Raw genomic sequence first — 16,125 nt, forward strand, 5'->3', positions numbered from 1 at the left:
TTTTAGTTCTGCCCTTTTTGCCTATCTCTAATGCATTTTCTGCCTTCTTTTAGTTCGCTACCCAACCTAAAGATATCTTCTTAAAGAATCAAACCTGAAACTTAAAACAGCAACATATAAACCATTATTTTATAAGTACTTTTAACAACACAAAATCATGGACGCAAGCAAAAACTGGTATGGCTTTTGCTTAATATAATAATAGTTAGGAATAAATATCATGAGACTTGACATGTTACATCTCAATCCAGCTCATCTTGTCGATTCAAATATGTGTAATCAAGGTGTATTGTCTGCAGCCGCCTCTGGATTAAGCGAGTTTATTCATCAAAAAGGTGCAGATGTTGATCGTGTTTTAGGAATTAGTGGTATTAATCCTGAACTTCTAATCAGCCCAACTTTGAGCTTACAACTACCCAATTATTGCAAGGTGTTAGAACAGGCAGCCTTGGTTTCAGGTTGTGATAATTTTGGTCTGCATTATGGTCAACAGTTTCAACCGAAATCATTAGGGCTTATTGGTTACATCGGTCTTTGCTCAAACACATTAGAGTCTGCACTCATGAACATGACCAATAACTTTTATTTGCATCAGAAAGATACCCTCAATCGAATGGTCGATTTAGGAGATAGCTGGCGCATAGATTATCAAGTCCAACACGGCGCGATTTTAACTCGTCGCCAAGATGCTGAACTGACCATGGGCATGTTTATGAATGTGATCCGTGAAGTGATGGGCCCTCATTATTCACCACGCGCCATTCACTTTGAGCATACTCGACCTGAATTCTGGCAAGAACACAGCAAATTATTTAACGCACCTGTTTATTTTGATCAGCCATTTAACTCCATCATCATTTCAAAAAAAGACGTCCAGCATACTATGCCGGGCCGTGATTCTATTTTATTAACAGTGATTCTAGATACATTGCACCTACTCAATCGCGCTTCACCAAGTCAATGTCTTGCAGATCAGGTTCGCTCTCACATACAACTTGAACTCAGTGAAGGTGAACCAAACCTTGAAAAAATCGCTCATGATATTGGTTTAAGTAGTTGCACCCTTACCCGCCGTTTAAAAAATGAAGGACTGACCTTCACCCATTTAGTCGATCAGGTTCGTTGTGAGTTGGCCGAGCATTATATTAAACAGAAAAATATTCCAATTTCAGAAATGGCATTCTTATTAGGTTATTCAGAAGTAAGTGCGTTATCTCGTGCATTTAAACGCTGGTTTGGTGTTACACCCCGTCAATTAAGACACTAAAACATCACAAATACAGGCCTTGAATAAAGGCCTTTTTATTATTTAAGTAATTCGAGATAACTTCTAACTACACATAAGATATGAACAATAAAATACCCCTCAAATTAGATTTAACATCCAACTTGAAGGGTATTTTTTATAGAAGGTCTTACTTTAATTTTGTTAAGGCTTGATCTAAAGCACCGACTAACCAATCGATATCTTTTGTTTGGAAAGCCAAAGGTGGGCGCAGTTTTAATACATTGCCATAAGGACCTGCAACTGAGGTTAAAACTCGATGAGTATTTCTGAGTTCTTCAATAAGGTTCAAAGCTAATGCTTTATTCGGTTCTTTTGTGGCTCTATCTTTAACCAGTTCAAATCCTATAAATAGACCAGCGCCACGGACATCGCCAACCACCTCATGTTTATCCATAAGTTTAGTGAGTTCTTTTAGAAGTAGCCCTCCCACATATTTACTATGGGTTTGCAATTCTTCTTCCTGAATGACTTTAAGTACAGCCTGTGCCGCTGCCATAGAAACAGGATTACCACCAAAGGTATTAAAATATGGAATTTTATCGCTAAAAGCAGCAAGGACTTCACTCTTAGCTAAAAGCCCTGACACAGGGACACCGTTACCCATTGGTTTACCAGTGGTAATGATATCAGGCACAACATTGTGACGGCCAAAGCCCCAGAAAGAATCGCCAGTGCGCGCGAAACCTGGCTGTACTTCATCGGCAATAAAGATACCGCCATTTGCATGGACAACATCAACCGCTTTTTGTAAGAACCCAACAGGATTAGGCATCACACCGTCAGAAGAAAATATGGAGTCCGCTAAAAAACCTGCAAACTTGATGCCTTTTGCGTTCATATCGTCAATTTGCTGTTGAATCTGCTGTGCGAACCATTCACCTAAATCATCAGTTTGAATCCGATAATAATCAGGTGCTGGAACTAAGCGGGTTGTATCATCTAAAGGTTGTTCAGTTCCAAGTGCTGGAGAACATCCTGATGTTAAACTACTGGTCCCATGATAGGCTTCTTGAGAAACAATAATTCCTGTACCGCCGCTATATTCACGGGCAATACGAATCGCCAAATCATTCGCTTCCGAACCTGTACACATATACATGGCACGGTCAATTTCATCGGGAGTGGTTTGTAAGAGTTCTTCGGTATAATCCAAAATATTTTCATGTAAATAACGCGTATGCGTATTGAGCATTTTCATTTGCTCATTCACCGCTTCAATGACCGCAGGATGGCAATGACCAATGCTGGCAACATTGTTGTAAACATCCAGATATTGATGACCTGCTGCATCCCATAAATATTGTCCCTGACCTTTCACCAGATGCACGGGATTACGATAAAACAAGCGATAGGACTCACCTAAAATTTTATTTCTTTTATCTGTCAGTTTTCGGGTAGCATGATCCAGCTCAGCAGCATGTTCTGGACGAAAGCTATTGGTATCCATAATGGTTGAACGCGTACCCATGAATGACTCCTCTATTTATATTCAGCATACTTTTGCACAAGACAATGACTGACGTAGGCAATTCATACTCTGATTCAACATATTTCAGTATTTGATTGAAGTTACGCAAACCATATTGCTTAAGTCTCTTTAAAAAAACTTGACCTCAGACCACTTAAGCCACAATTTGAAGTCAACTTATTGGTCTTATGCTTCAGGGTTCCACTACTCTTTTTTTCAATAACTCAAATTTGTTACCATTACACATCTGGAGTGACTCCAATTCGCTTTATACTATGGATGCCAATTTTCAAAGTTCATCCAGTTGTGTTCTTTTCTTGAATGACATTCATTTTTAAAAGACTTGAAATTGGTTAGATGACCAAACGTAAAATATTATTGATTTTTTAAGGGTTTAATACGCATGAATAGCGCTGAAATCATGGCTGACTTATCTTCTCACACACCTATGATGCAGCAATATCTCAAAGTTAAAACGGACTATCAACATGCGTTGCTGTTCTACCGTATGGGTGACTTTTATGAACTCTTCTTTGAAGATGCTCATTTAGCAGCCAAACTTTTAGGCATTACCTTAACCCATCGTGGCAAAGCCAGTGGCCGACCTATTCCAATGGCAGGTGTTCCCTATCATTCGGCAGAAGGTTATTTGGCGCGTCTTGTTAAAGCTGGGCGCACGGTAGCTATTTGCGAACAAGTTGGAGAAGTAACAGGCAAAGGCCCTGTTGAACGTAAAGTTGTTCGTATTCTGACCCCGGGTACATTAACTGATGATGCATTACTCAGCAGTTATCAATCATCTAATCTCGTTTCATTGTGCATTCATCAAAACCAGATCGGTTTTGCTTTACTCGACTTAAGTGCAGGCATTTTTAAAGTTCAACAACAAGATTACAAGCCAGAACAATTACCTATTGAACTTGCGCGTTTAATGCCAAGTGAGATCTTGATTGATGAAGATTTGGTCGACACCAATATTATCGAACAAATTAAAAAGCATTTAGATTGCCCTGTTACTAAACGTCCAAATGTAGACTTCAATCTAAATAATGCACAAAAAACCTTATGTGACCAGTTTACGGTATCAACCCTTTCAGGTTTTGGTTTAGACCCATTACCTTTAGCCAAAGCTGCTGCCGCTGCACTTATTCACTATGCAAAAGAAACCCAAAAAACTGCATTACCGCATATTCGTTCAATCCAACTTGAACAAAGTACCGACTTTATTGCGCTCGACCCAATTACACGTCGCAACTTAGAAATTATTGAACCATTATTTGAGCACGGAACATCATTATTTCAACTGGTAAATGATTGCCAAACTGCAATGGGTGGCCGTCTATTAAGCCGCACACTCATGCAACCTGTGCGTGATACTGCATTGCTTGATGCTCGTTTAGATGCGATTGAGCAACTCATTCAGGGGTATCACGAAAACCCAGTTCGTTTAGTGCTTAAAGAAATTGGTGATATTGAACGTGTGCTTAGCCGCGTTGCGCTAGGCAGTGCGCGACCACGTGATTTGGTACAACTTCGCCATGCATGTGCACAAATTCCAGCTTTAAGAACGGCGTTAACTCCAGTCATTCAAGCGAAGAAATCTAAGTTATTAGTTCAACTAGATGAAGAACTTGGAGACTTCAAAGCACTTCATCAACATTTAATGGCAGCAATTGTTGAAAACCCACCGGTATTACTTCGTGATGGCAATGTAATTGCAGAGAGATATGATGCTGAGCTTGATGAATTACGCCAAATTCGTGATCATGCAGGTCAATTCTTAATTGATCTAGAAATTAAAGAGCGTGAACGTACAGGGATTAATACCCTTAAAATCGGCTATAACCGTGTAAGCGGTTACTACATTGAACTCACTCGTGCTCAAGCAGAACAAGCGCCAGCCGAATATATTCGTCGTCAGACTTTAAAGAATGCTGAACGCTACATTACCCCTGAGCTTAAGAGTTTTGAAGATAAGGTCCTGTCGAGCGAGTCACGTGCACTGTCACGTGAAAAAGCATTATTCGAAGCTTTGCTTGAAAACCTCCGCGAAAATATCGCTCATCTACAAATGATGAGTTCAGCAATTGCTCAAATTGATGTCATTGCAAACTTTGCTCATCAAGCACGTTTAAACAATTGGGCGCGCCCTGAATTTACTCCGGAAACGGGCATTAAAATTCAGGCAGGTCGTCATCCTGTCGTTGAAGCATTAAATAAAGCACCATTTACCCCAAATGACACTTTCCTTGATGCTCAGCACCGCATGGCAATTATTACCGGTCCAAACATGGGCGGTAAATCAACCTTCATGCGCCAAACGGCATTAATCAGTTTACTTGCTTATTGCGGTAGCTATGTTCCGGCTAAAGCCGTCAAACTTGGTCCAATTGACCGAATTTTTACACGTATTGGTTCAGCCGACGATTTATCTACAGGCAAATCAACCTTTATGGTCGAGATGACTGAAACTTCGCAAATTCTGCATCATGCCACCAACCAGTCGTTGGTATTAATGGATGAGGTTGGCCGCGGAACCAGTACCTATGACGGTTTATCTTTAGCATGGGCATGTGTGGTCGATTTAACCAAGCGCGTAAAATGTTTATGTTTATTCGCGACTCATTATTTTGAGTTGACCGAACTTGGTAGTGAAGCAGGAATCGATAACTATCATGTCACGGCGCAAGAACTGAATGGCAATCTGATTTTATTGCATAAAGTTCAACAAGGCCCTGCAAGTCAAAGTCATGGTTTACAAGTTGCAAAATTAGCGGGTATTCCTGCCAATGTTATTAAAGAAGCGCAGAAGCGTTTACGCATTTTAGAAAAACAGCAGCAACAACATCTACAAACCAGTTTTCAAAATGATTTGTTTGCTCCACCAGATGCAAACTCTGGTTCACAAATCATAGAGAAAGTTGTCGAAATTGAAGTTTCATCCCCTGCTCTAGATTTACTTAAGCAAATTGAAGTCGATAACTTATCGCCTCGTCAGGCACTTGAACAACTCTACGAGTTAAAAGCTGCACTCAAATCTTAATAAAGCACTTCCGAATAAGCAGGCTTAGGTCTGCTTATTCATATCGGAGAATAATATTTATATGATCTTAAGATCTTTGCAAAGTTCAGAAATTGATCTTATTTGGCAGCACATTAGCCGCCGTGAATTAATCACTCAAAACTACATACAAAAACAGCAACATCTAGACTTAGTTGATTGTTTTTTTGATGTACAAAATTGGGATTCATATCATTTAGAAAATGACCCACCTAAACTCAAACAACTCTTTGCACAAGGTTCAATATTTGTCGGTGCATTTGATGCTTCTGCAAAGCTCGTTGGTATAAGCGTAGTCTCAAATCAACTTATAGCGGATTACCCCCAAGCAAAATTACTCCACTATTTCTATGTCGATGCAAACCAACAAGGTCAAGGCATTGGCGCTAAGCTTATGCAAGCCGCAAAAGAGTCAGCCAAGCAACTCGGTGCAGACCAACTGTATATTTCAGCAACCCCAAGTCGACGCACTGTGGACTTCTATATGAAACATGGCGCGCAACCGTTAAGTGCTCCAGATCAACAACTTTGGCAGCTCGAACCTGAAGATATCCATTTACTATGTAAGCTTTAGCTTTAAAAATTTAAGTTTTTTTAGGAAAAAACCGTAAATCAAAATTTGTAAAAGAAAAAATAAAAAGTTAAGGCGTTTAATAAAATAGATGCCTTGACTTAAATGACATCTAAATAATTAAATAAAATATTTTTTAAGTTATTGTTTTTATAAAATATATTATTATTTTGATTTTATAGATTACGCTCTATTCACCATAGAAGATCTGTTTGATTATCAACGTATTAACTTATCTTCATATGCATGAATAAAGAATATCAATAAAAGCAATTGTTTGTTTACCCCTTTTTTGCCTAAAATAAGCTATTCGAAATGAAACCATATTTTTTAGGTAGCTGTCGCCATGACCTTTGTTGTCACTGAAAATTGTATTAAATGTAAATACCAAGATTGCGTAGAAGTTTGTCCTGTAGACTGTTTTTACGAAGGTCCGAATTTCCTAGTGATTAATCCGGATGAATGTATTGACTGTGCATTATGTGAACCAGAGTGCCCGGCAAATGCAATTTTCTCTGAAGATGAGCTGCCTGAAGGTCAAGAAGTATTTATTGAATTAAATGCTGAACTTTCTCAAAAATGGCCTAACATTACTCAAATTGGCGATCAACCAGCTGACCGTGAAGAATGGAACGGCAAACCTGATAAATTACAATATCTTGAAAAGTAATTTCAAAAAGATCAGCAATCGCTGATCTTTTTTTATACCCTATTCAAACATTTCATTGCAAATTCCTCGTAATTTGTGCACTGTTTTGCATTAAAATACCCGCAATATTTATAAGTGCTTAATTTTTCTTATGCGGAAGTTTTTGCAGAGTCTGGTGCCCTTATGCATAATCCCAGCGGTTATGGTAGGTTGTGTCAGCTCTCCCCAACACACAACAACAGGCAAAACCTCTCCAAGTGGTAAACGAATCTTTATTCCACAAGAGCGCGTTATTATCGAGCGCCCAATTCCCCCTAAAGTTGAGCCTGCATCTTATCGAAATTGGTTAAGTTCTGGTGAAAATTACCAACGTGTTCGTGAATACGAAAAATTCTTAACCCGAAATAATGTTGCAGGCATTGTGCCAAGCTTTGAGTTATTACGTTCAGCACGTGATTGGCAAAAATGTGGCCGCTCTGAATATGCTGTACCTAATCGCGAATTATGGGGAAATTCTTTATCTACCCTACGCGTATTTAAATATTTAGTTGCAGCAAAAGTTCTTACCGACTTTGAAGTGACTTCGGTTTACCGAGATTTACCTTTAAATGAATGTGCAGGTGGCGCAAGCTCATCTAAACATTTATTTAACTCGGCAATCGATTTCCGTATTGGTCCTGAGTTCCCACAAGCTCAAGATTATGCATTTATCGAAAATACCAAGTTTAAACTTTGTCAGTTCTGGGCTCAGCATGGTCAAAGCTTAAACATGGGTATTGGTCTATATAGTTCCGGGCAAATTCATATTGATACTCAAGGCTATCGTACTTGGGGACCTGACCTCACCCGAAACAGTTCGATGTGTAATTTCTAATAAAAAAACTCCTTTCAACTGAAAGGAGTTTTTTTATTGTACATTTCCCAATCAACCAAAATTTCTTGAAACGAAGATTTTTGCACTCTATGCATAAACGTTTAAAATAGCCCGATCAACATATAGGTAAATTTGATTATGCAGCAGATGTGGACAGACATTGACCAATATATCGATTCACATTTAATTCCCGAAGACCCGCGACTCGAATATGCATTAAAGAATACCGACGAACACGGCTTTTCAAATCATCTTGCAGTAGCTCCTAACCAAGGTATGTTCTTGCAGATGCTTATTCAAATGAATAAATGCAAACGAGTTTTAGAAATCGGAACCTTTGCTGCATACAGTACCATCTGGTTAGGTCGTGCCTTACCTGAAGATGGTTATTTACTCACAATAGAAGGCCGTGCTACTCATGCAGAAATGGCACAAAAAAATATCGATCATGCCAATCTTCCTGTAAAAGTTGATCTTCGAGCTGGCCGTGCTGCAGATATCCTTTCTGCGATTGATCCTCAATCTATCGAGCCTTTTGATTTTATTTTCATTGATGCAGATAAACAGGGTTATCCTGAATATTTAGAATTGGGTCTGAAATTCTCAAGATCAGGTACGATTATCGTACTCGATAATGTAATTCGAGCAGGTGATATTTTAAATCCTGGCAATAAAAAACCGAGTATTGAAGGCATCCGTGAAATGTTTAAAGCCTTAGAAAATCATCCGCAAATATTGTCTTGTACAGCCTTACAAACAGTTGGCTCAAAAGGTCATGATGGCTTCGCAATTGCAATTGTGAAATAATGGTTAAAAAATCATCTTTTTTATTTTATTATTTATAATCAATTAATTACTTTTATTACTGTTGCTTTTCCATATAGTTATCCACAAGATTTGCGGATAACTATATGCAAATCTCATCATTTAGCCACAAGTAATGGAACAGTCGCGTTTCGGAATATGGTTGTCGCAATACTTCCCAAGAAGAATTGATGAATTTTGCTATGACTAAATGCCCCTAACACAATGATTTGAATACCGTGTTCTTGTTGGTACTCTAAAATATTTTGTGCAACATCACCATAACGGTAAACGGTGACCACATCTAGACCCGCTTGTTTAAGATAATGTTCTGGTTCATTTAATATTTCTGGATGATCACCTACATACACCAAATGACATTGCAGTGTTCGCAATAAGTCACTTTGGGCAATACGGCGCATCATTTTTTGACAAGTTGGCGAATATTCATAAGCAAAGATAAATCGTGTTGGCACTTTAAAGTTTTCACCAATGGTCAAAACAGTACAGTTCGCACCGCGGATGAAGTTCTCGACATTACTACCGATTGGTTTGTGTTTTTCGGCGGCTCTTTCCCCGACTCGACCTAAAATAACGATGTCATTTTCATGTAAGAGATTAAAACTTTGTTCTAAAAAATCACCTTTTTCTTGAATTTTTGAGCTGGTAATTCCGTGTTTTTCTTGAATAAGATCAGAAATATGGCGGAGTAAATTATTACTATAATCTAACGCGAGTTCACTTTGTTTTTGCTCTAGCTCAGCTAACTCTTTTAGCAGCATTGCATTGCTTTCAAAGCCGATTACCCCACTAATTTCACCAAGATGGTAACTGGCTGGGTAATAGTCCAGAATTTGTAATAATACAAGTTCCCGTCCGGTCGCTTTAGCAACCCATGCTGCTGCATCAGCAATAGCATTAATACACGGTGATGAGTCAATACACGCAATAACACGGTTCATGTTAGCCTCTCTTCTTCAGGTCTATTGCCTTGGAGATTATTATTAAAACTTAGCTTTAACTTAACATAGATAAAAATTGGTATGTTAAGGTTTATGTATAAAAATCAACTTTTTTGTTTAAAGATCAAACATTTTATTACATTCTTGAGACTGCATTATTCTCTTAAACGAATAAATTTTGCGGGGTTCCCACCGACAATATGGTACGGCTCAACATCTTTGGTCACCATACTATTCATCCCCACCACAGCATGTTTACCGATTTTTATACCGTCTTTAATCCCCACATGCGCACCCAACCAAACGTCTTGCTCAATTTCAATTCCCTTGGACGTAACTGGCTGCTGGTAAAGTGGACGGTCGAGTTGCATTCCATGGTCAAATGCATATAAATGGCAATACGCGGCAATACGGACTTGGTCATGCAACTTTATGCCCGTTCGTCCCCCATCTAAAATACAATGATGGTTAATCGCGACTTCATTGCCGATTTCCAGCGGTCCATGCAATGTGCAATCAGCCGCAATAAAACTATTATCCCCAATAATAATTTTGCGGCCTGGTTCAGCAAAAATATGTGCTAGCGGCGAAATAAAACAATTTTCACCAATCTCAACGGTTTCCATATCCATTAAATAAGCTTGATATTCTTTTTGCCACTCTTCAGCCCAAGCACGGTTTTTAGGTTTTAAAGTCCAATATAACCATGGCATATAGTTTAAGCGGTGCTTATGTTGCTCACGATATTTCAGTAAGGAATCAGTCATCTGTTAATTCCTCTTCAATTTTTAATTCTTCACGACCACGTGTTACGTCTCTGAGTTTTAAGGCAAGCGGTTCAATTTGATGTATCTGTAGTCTCGCTTCAATATCTACACCTGTTGCCGTGTAGGTTTCCTGATATTCAATCTGTTGTTGAGTCAGCTCATATTGAAATATGGCCCATTCATTAAAATGACACGAAAAGTGAATCGTCTTCTTTGCAATCAGTTCAATACGTTCAGCCAATAATAAACATTGTCCAGCACAGCCACCGTATGCTCTCACAAGGCCGCCCGTTCCAAGTTTTATACCGCCATACCAGCGGTTAACCATCACAATAATATTCGTCAGGTCATTCCCTTCAATAGTCGCCAAGATTGGACGGCCTGCTGTTCCTGACGGTTCACCATCATCGTTAAAGCGTACGTTATGCCCAATTTTCCAAGCCCAACATTGGTGAGTGGTCGAGATATCCTTGTTGTATTCTAAAAACTCTTTAACCTGCTGTTCATTTTCTACTGGCGCAGCAATGGCCTGAAATCTACTTTTTTTAATTTCTTCTTCAAATGTAATCTGTGATGCAATCGTAAAAGCCATAAATAAGATAAAGCACAATAAAAATCAAATTATAACGTGAATTTAATAGAATCAAACCTATAAAAAAAGCCCCGAATCTCGGGGCTTTTTTATTATCTTTCTCGTAACGCTTCTTTGGCTTTATTAAATGGTTTAAGTAAGTAATCGAGTACTGTTTTTTGACCAGTACGAATATCTACTGTTGCCACCATACCCGGTGTAATACCAAACGCTTTACCTTCTTTATTGTAAAGCTTGTCGGAATCAGTGCGGATATAAACACGATAATAGAATTGGTCCTGTTTTACTTCATCACGAATGGTATCTGGTGAAATAACCGTAACCTTACCTTTTAAACCACCATAAATTGAGTAGTCATAGGCCGTGATTTTAACCAGTGCTTCTTGTCCTGGACGAATAAAGGCAATGTCACGTGGCAAAATACGCGCTTCAATCAGCAATTGCTCATCAATCGGTACAATGGTCATCAATTTACCATTTTGTGGAATAACTCCACCATGGGTAGTTACTGCAATTTCTTTTACAACACCACGTACCGGTGCTCTGAACACTGCACGATCTAAACTGTCACTACGACCCAGTACGATTTGTTGTTGCGTTTCGCTATCGGTATTGGCTTTCGATAACTCTTCACGGGCTTTCACATAGTACTGGTTCTGTGCATCATTCATTTTATTTTGCAAATCATTTGCTTCACGACGTAAACGTAAAACCTCAACCTCACTAGCTGCACCTTTAGCAACTAGCGGCTCTGTCATTGCTAGTTCTTGTTGCACCAGTTGTAACGCCTGTCTTAAACCTGCAAGCGTTTGTTCAAGATCAGCACGTCGTGAACGATATAGTGCTGTTTCTTCTTGTACCAGCTTTGGTTCTTTCATCACAATTTCAGGAAAAACCAAAGGTGTGCCATTTACTTCCGCACGCAAACGCGCTGCTGTCGCTTGAGCAGAGATCAGTAAAGATCTTGATTCACCAACATTAGAGGCAAAACGGGTTGGATCGAGCTGCGCAAGAATTTCGCCTTTTTGAACAATATCGCCTTCTTGTACATTCAGCTTGGTTAAAATACCGCCTTCTAAAGACTGGATGACCTGCTCTTTAGATGATGGAATGACTTTACCTGTACCGGTAGAAACTTCTTCAAGTTTAAATACCCATGCCCAGATAAAGAAAATAACTAAGCCAATGCCCACAATCCAGATTACTAAGCTCGCACGTGGTAAGGGTGGCTCACTATAAGAGACATTCATTGAACGGGTGAGTTGTTGTTCTTGTTGTGGTTCGCTCATGAATTACCCCCTTGGCTCACTTGTTTTTGTTGGGCTGTTGATTGATTAAGGACCTGATCTCTTGGACCGTCCATCACGATTTTGCCTTCGTTAACGACAATGATACGATCCACCAGTTCTAAAACAGCACGGCGGTGGGTCGCAACGACCAAAGTACGATGTGCTAGCCAACCTTTTAAATGATCAATCAGTTGTTTCTCTGCCACGTCATCAATTGCGGCTGTCGGTTCGTCTAACAATAAAATGTTAGGTTGACGAATCAACAAACGAGCCAGTAACAATGCTTGTTTCTGACCACCAGAGAAACCAACACCACCTTCTAAAATCAGATGATCTAACCCTTCTTTTTTCTCTTGAACAAAAGGTAATGCACCAGTCACCACTAAAGCTCGAAGAATCTCTTCATCCGTTGCAAGCGGCGCGCCTAAAGTGAGGTTTTCACGAATCGTACCGTAGAAAAGATGCGCATTCTGGTTAAGTAAGCCCATATCACGACGTACATCAGACGGATCAATTAATGAAAGATCGAGACCATCTAAATGTACTGCGCCTTGAGTTGGAACTTGCATACCAGATAGAAGCTGGAGCAGTGTCGATTTACCTGCACCGTTACGCCCCAATATGGCAATTTTTTCACCAGCGCGAATTTTTAAATGACGGATTGCCAAACTTGGTTTCGGGTCTTCTTCGCCATACTGGAATAAGACATTTTTTAATTCATAGTCGCCATTTAAAACTGCTTTGTGTACCAGATGCGAACGGTCAGCCTGATCAATCGGACGCTGCATGAGTTCATCAAGGCTTTGTTTGGCAACTTTTGCTTGCTGTAAACGACCTAAAACACCTGTAATCTGTGCAATCGGTGCCAACATACGTGAAGATAGAATGGAGCAAGCCACTAACGCACCTGTGGTCATTTCACCGTCCATTACGGCAAAACATCCTACCAACACCACAATTGCATAGGTCAAACCTTGAAGCATTTGAGTCCATGCCATTAAGGTACCGACAATTTTACGCTGTCTCATCCCGATATCGGCTGAAACTTCATTCATGTGGTTCCACTGATTTTGGAAACGTGATTCAGCACGCAATAGCTTAATATCTTCGATGCCCTGCACCGCTTCAACAAGAATTGCGTTACGGATTGAAGACTCTCTCATGCCCTCTTGTGCGAGTTGCGCTAGCTTCTTTTGCACCAGAATACCCGGCAAAATCATAAGTGGCACAACCAGCAACATCACCCAAAATAGCTTTCCGCCAATAATCGCAAAAATGATCAGGAAAAGGAAAAAGAACGGGAAATCAGCAATAGCACTAATGGTGGTTGAAGTCACCAGTTCACGAACACCTTCGAGCTCACGAATCTGGGAAATAAAACTACCGGTAGACTTTGAACGGTCTTTATTTTTGATGCGTAAGGCATGACCAAATACACGGTCAGACACCCGTAAGTCAGCACGTTTACCAATAATATCGGATAAATATACCCGTGATATACGTAAGGTAAACTCAAAAAGTGCTGCAATGAGTACACCCCCTGCCAGCACCCATAAAGTCGGGATAGACTGTGAGGGTACAACACGGTCATACACTTGCATTGAAAAAATAATGGTTGCCAGTGCCAAGACATTGGCAATGAGTGAGGCAAACATAATATCAACGTAGCGCTTCCAGTCTCTTAGAACAATCGACCAGAACCAGCTTGCTTCGTACGGTTTGATATATTCGTCAATACGCGCATCGGGAATAGACGTTTCAGGACGCAGAATATAGACATTCTTAATTGTTGTTTTTAAGACATCTAAGCTTAAATTTTGGGAAAGGCCATGATCTCCACTAAACTGGATACTGACATTTCCTTGAGTATCAGCCTTATCAATTACACCAACTTGTCCGTCATTAAACTCGACCATGACAGGTAAACGCCATGGGTTGAGCAACTCTAAAGAAAACGGCACTTTACGTAAATTGAGTCCTACCTGACGTGTAATGAGTTGTAAAACATCATCAAGGTTTTGGTTTTGGTTCCAGTCAAGTTGTAAACGAATCCTTTCTTCTGAAGGCTCAATTCTATAATGTTTAGCAATCGTTAAGACCGCCTGTAACCAGGGCTGGTAATTTATTTTTGTCATCATGGTTGTACTTCGAACCCCTGAATTGAAATATTATTTAAGTCATAAGCTTGGCGAGAACGTCCTGTTGCCGCAATGTACTGAACAATACTGCTGTAGATGTCATAACGTGCAGTTTCAAGTTCCGAATTAGCGCTATGAATCGCTTGTTCAGCATTCAGTAAGTCAACCAATGAACGGGTACCGAGTTTGTACTGCTCTTGATAAAGTTCGCGTGTACGAACTGTTGTCGCTTGGCGGTTTGCTAAAACCTGCATTTGACGTTGTTTATTTTCAATTTGTTCACGGCTAGTTCTAATCTGATCGAGCACATCCAGATACACAGAATTCACTTTAGATTTAGCGGCTTCTTCTGCATAACTTGCCATTTTTACTTGGGAAGAAACTGCCCCACCTTGATAAAACTGGCTGGTGGCTTCAAGCATGATGGAACTATATAAACCGTCGTCCTCATCATTGTTTGGGTTTTTTCCATTAATGGCCTGACTGACTGAACCTTTCACTGCCAAAGTTGGATAACGAGTTAAGCGAGTCTGTTCCTTTTGAGCTTTAGCCACTTCAATGCCCGCTTGTGCAGCGATCATTTTTGGAATGGTATTAAACTCAGGCTCGCCATATAAATCAGATACTTTCACCAAATCATCTGAAATAATCCAACCTGTACGCGAAACATCAGCACCCAACAATGTTCTTAAATGTTGTTGGTACTGACGTAATAAAGATTGCTGTGCAATCAAACCGGACTGTGCAGCTTGTAAATAAGACTGAGCTTGGATCGGGTCAGCCTGACTGCTAATACCAGCATTTGCACGTAAATTAGCGATTTCCTGAATTCGCTGAATACCCGCAATTTGCTGCTCGGCAATTTTATTTAATTGGAGATAGCGCTGAATATTGATAATCGACTGAGCCACATCAAGTGCAATATCATCAATGCTGACCAACACATTCGCCTGCTCGACTTGGAGTTTAGCCTTCTCAACCGATACGCCTGATTTGACTTTACCAAAATCATAAAGCATTTGAGTTGCGTTTAAAGTCAATAACTGCCGACCACGTTCACCACTACTCAAGTCTCCTGTGGTAATACCACCTGAAATTTGAGGATAGTAACCTGCCTTCGCAACATCAATACCAGCGTTTTGGCCAGCTAGAGTTGAAATGGCTTGGGAAATATCAGGGTTACGCTGGATGGCGATTTTCACCGCTTCCTGTAGAGCCATTTTCCTTGATGGCAAATTTGAATAAGATGAAGCTGCTCTATCATTGAGCTGAACAGTCGGAAACTCCTGCACTCTAGAACGATCTAGCCTAAAATTACTCAACTCTTGCATCTTAGCGACTTTAAATTCATCACTACTTTTAGGGGCAAAAAGTTGTGATAAGTTGTCTTTTAATGTGTGATATTGCTCACTTGGTTTAGCGGCATATATCACCATAGGTACATGCAGTGAAGTTAAAAGCATCAACCCTTTCAGGAAAGCTGGCTTTTTACATGTCCTTTTTACTCTTCTCTGGTTATATCCAATCATGCTTGTCTTGTTGATCTTGTTTGTTATCGTTTAAAAGCTTTTACATTCTACATATTTTTTTGCATAAAGAAGCATAAATGCAGGAATAATTCACATATTACTTTTTCATCAACTAAAGATTCTAATTTATTGT

General features: G+C 39.8%; 13 protein-coding genes. 6 read left to right on the plus strand and 7 right to left on the minus strand.

Annotation, left to right across the window (positions count from 1 at the left end; genetic code table 11):
• Positions 1 to 232 precede the first annotated feature (232 nt).
• Positions 233 to 1,267, plus strand: coding sequence for an AraC family transcriptional regulator (locus KTJ10_RS03230; protein WP_057077495.1), 1,035 nt, complete (start codon positions 233 to 235; stop codon positions 1,265 to 1,267).
• Positions 1,268 to 1,415: 148 nt separating this feature from the next.
• Here KTJ10_RS03230 and KTJ10_RS03235 read toward each other — a convergent pair whose 3' ends face one another.
• The gene (locus KTJ10_RS03235) at positions 1,416 to 2,756 is read right to left on the minus strand and encodes an aspartate aminotransferase family protein (protein ID WP_057085860.1); all 1,341 of its coding nucleotides are present in this window, start codon (positions 2,754 to 2,756) and stop codon (positions 1,416 to 1,418) included.
• 403 nt (positions 2,757 to 3,159) lie between these two features.
• On the opposite strand from KTJ10_RS03235, the gene mutS reads away from it, so the two are divergent.
• The 5 genes from mutS (at position 3,160) to KTJ10_RS03260 (ending at position 8,718) form a co-directional block, all read left to right on the plus strand.
• Complete coding sequence (mutS, locus tag KTJ10_RS03240; protein WP_262441343.1) at positions 3,160 to 5,799, plus strand: DNA mismatch repair protein MutS; 2,640 nt, start codon at positions 3,160 to 3,162, stop codon at positions 5,797 to 5,799.
• A gap of 61 nt (positions 5,800 to 5,860) precedes the next feature.
• Positions 5,861 to 6,391, plus strand: coding sequence for a GNAT family N-acetyltransferase (locus KTJ10_RS03245; RefSeq protein WP_262441344.1), 531 nt, complete (start codon positions 5,861 to 5,863; stop codon positions 6,389 to 6,391).
• A gap of 343 nt (positions 6,392 to 6,734) precedes the next feature.
• Complete coding sequence (gene fdxA / locus KTJ10_RS03250) at positions 6,735 to 7,058, plus strand: ferredoxin FdxA (RefSeq protein WP_002051033.1); 324 nt, start codon at positions 6,735 to 6,737, stop codon at positions 7,056 to 7,058.
• 130 nt (positions 7,059 to 7,188) lie between these two features.
• On the plus strand, positions 7,189 to 7,911 hold the full coding sequence (locus KTJ10_RS03255; protein ID WP_262441345.1) for a D-Ala-D-Ala carboxypeptidase family metallohydrolase: 723 nt from the start codon (positions 7,189 to 7,191) through the stop codon (positions 7,909 to 7,911).
• Between the two features lie 138 nt (positions 7,912 to 8,049).
• Positions 8,050 to 8,718, plus strand: coding sequence for an O-methyltransferase (locus KTJ10_RS03260; RefSeq protein WP_262441346.1), 669 nt, complete (start codon positions 8,050 to 8,052; stop codon positions 8,716 to 8,718).
• Between the two features lie 116 nt (positions 8,719 to 8,834).
• Here the strand turns inward: KTJ10_RS03260 and KTJ10_RS03265 are convergent, their stop codons facing one another.
• The 6 genes from KTJ10_RS03265 to KTJ10_RS17995 form a co-directional block, all read right to left on the minus strand.
• Positions 8,835 to 9,677, minus strand: coding sequence for a universal stress protein (locus KTJ10_RS03265; RefSeq protein WP_002115820.1), 843 nt, complete (start codon positions 9,675 to 9,677; stop codon positions 8,835 to 8,837).
• Positions 9,678 to 9,832: 155 nt separating this feature from the next.
• Complete coding sequence (locus KTJ10_RS03270) at positions 9,833 to 10,444, minus strand: chloramphenicol acetyltransferase CAT (RefSeq protein ID WP_002115833.1); 612 nt, start codon at positions 10,442 to 10,444, stop codon at positions 9,833 to 9,835.
• Positions 10,437 to 11,036, minus strand: coding sequence for an IMPACT family protein (locus KTJ10_RS03275; protein ID WP_032038417.1), 600 nt, complete (start codon positions 11,034 to 11,036; stop codon positions 10,437 to 10,439). The genes KTJ10_RS03270 and KTJ10_RS03275 overlap by 8 nt, the downstream gene beginning before the upstream one ends.
• Before the next feature lie 92 nt (positions 11,037 to 11,128).
• Positions 11,129 to 12,325 carry an HlyD family efflux transporter periplasmic adaptor subunit gene (locus KTJ10_RS03280; RefSeq protein ID WP_032042581.1) on the minus strand — a complete coding sequence of 399 codons (1,197 nt, stop codon included), beginning with the start codon at positions 12,323 to 12,325 and terminating at the stop codon, positions 11,129 to 11,131.
• On the minus strand, positions 12,322 to 14,463 hold the full coding sequence (locus tag KTJ10_RS03285) for a type I secretion system permease/ATPase (protein ID WP_032003909.1): 2,142 nt from the start codon (positions 14,461 to 14,463) through the stop codon (positions 12,322 to 12,324). The genes KTJ10_RS03280 and KTJ10_RS03285 overlap by 4 nt, the downstream gene beginning before the upstream one ends.
• Entirely contained in the window at positions 14,460 to 15,926 is a 1,467-nt protein-coding gene (locus KTJ10_RS17995) for a TolC family protein (protein ID WP_410468407.1), read from the minus strand. The genes KTJ10_RS03285 and KTJ10_RS17995 overlap by 4 nt, the downstream gene beginning before the upstream one ends.
• Between the last annotated feature and the right edge of the window lie 199 nt (positions 15,927 to 16,125).

This window comes from Acinetobacter sp. WU_MDCI_Abxc222, from assembly GCF_025514755.1.
Taxonomy (GTDB): Bacteria; Pseudomonadota; Gammaproteobacteria; order Pseudomonadales; family Moraxellaceae; genus Acinetobacter; species Acinetobacter geminorum.

Excerpts from the sequence above, each read along its gene's own strand:
- KTJ10_RS03230 (WP_057077495.1), top strand. The coding sequence starts at position 233 with ATGTTACATCTCAATCCAGCTCATCTTGTCGATTCAAATATGTGTAAT.
- KTJ10_RS03235 (WP_057085860.1), bottom strand. The coding sequence starts at position 2,756 with ATGGGTACGCGTTCAACCATTATGGATACCAATAGCTTTCGTCCAGAA.
- mutS (WP_262441343.1), top strand. The coding sequence starts at position 3,160 with ATGAATAGCGCTGAAATCATGGCTGACTTATCTTCTCACACACCTATG.
- KTJ10_RS03245 (WP_262441344.1), top strand. The coding sequence starts at position 5,861 with ATGATCTTAAGATCTTTGCAAAGTTCAGAAATTGATCTTATTTGGCAG.
- fdxA (WP_002051033.1), top strand. The coding sequence starts at position 6,735 with ATGACCTTTGTTGTCACTGAAAATTGTATTAAATGTAAATACCAAGAT.
- KTJ10_RS03255 (WP_262441345.1), top strand. The coding sequence starts at position 7,189 with ATGCGGAAGTTTTTGCAGAGTCTGGTGCCCTTATGCATAATCCCAGCG.
- KTJ10_RS03260 (WP_262441346.1), top strand. The coding sequence starts at position 8,050 with ATGCAGCAGATGTGGACAGACATTGACCAATATATCGATTCACATTTA.
- KTJ10_RS03265 (WP_002115820.1), bottom strand. The coding sequence starts at position 9,677 with ATGAACCGTGTTATTGCGTGTATTGACTCATCACCGTGTATTAATGCT.
- KTJ10_RS03270 (WP_002115833.1), bottom strand. The coding sequence starts at position 10,444 with ATGACTGATTCCTTACTGAAATATCGTGAGCAACATAAGCACCGCTTA.
- KTJ10_RS03275 (WP_032038417.1), bottom strand. The coding sequence starts at position 11,036 with ATGGCTTTTACGATTGCATCACAGATTACATTTGAAGAAGAAATTAAA.
- KTJ10_RS03280 (WP_032042581.1), bottom strand. The coding sequence starts at position 12,325 with ATGAGCGAACCACAACAAGAACAACAACTCACCCGTTCAATGAATGTC.
- KTJ10_RS03285 (WP_032003909.1), bottom strand. The coding sequence starts at position 14,463 with ATGATGACAAAAATAAATTACCAGCCCTGGTTACAGGCGGTCTTAACG.
- KTJ10_RS17995 (WP_410468407.1), bottom strand. The coding sequence starts at position 15,926 with ATGCTTTTAACTTCACTGCATGTACCTATGGTGATATATGCCGCTAAA.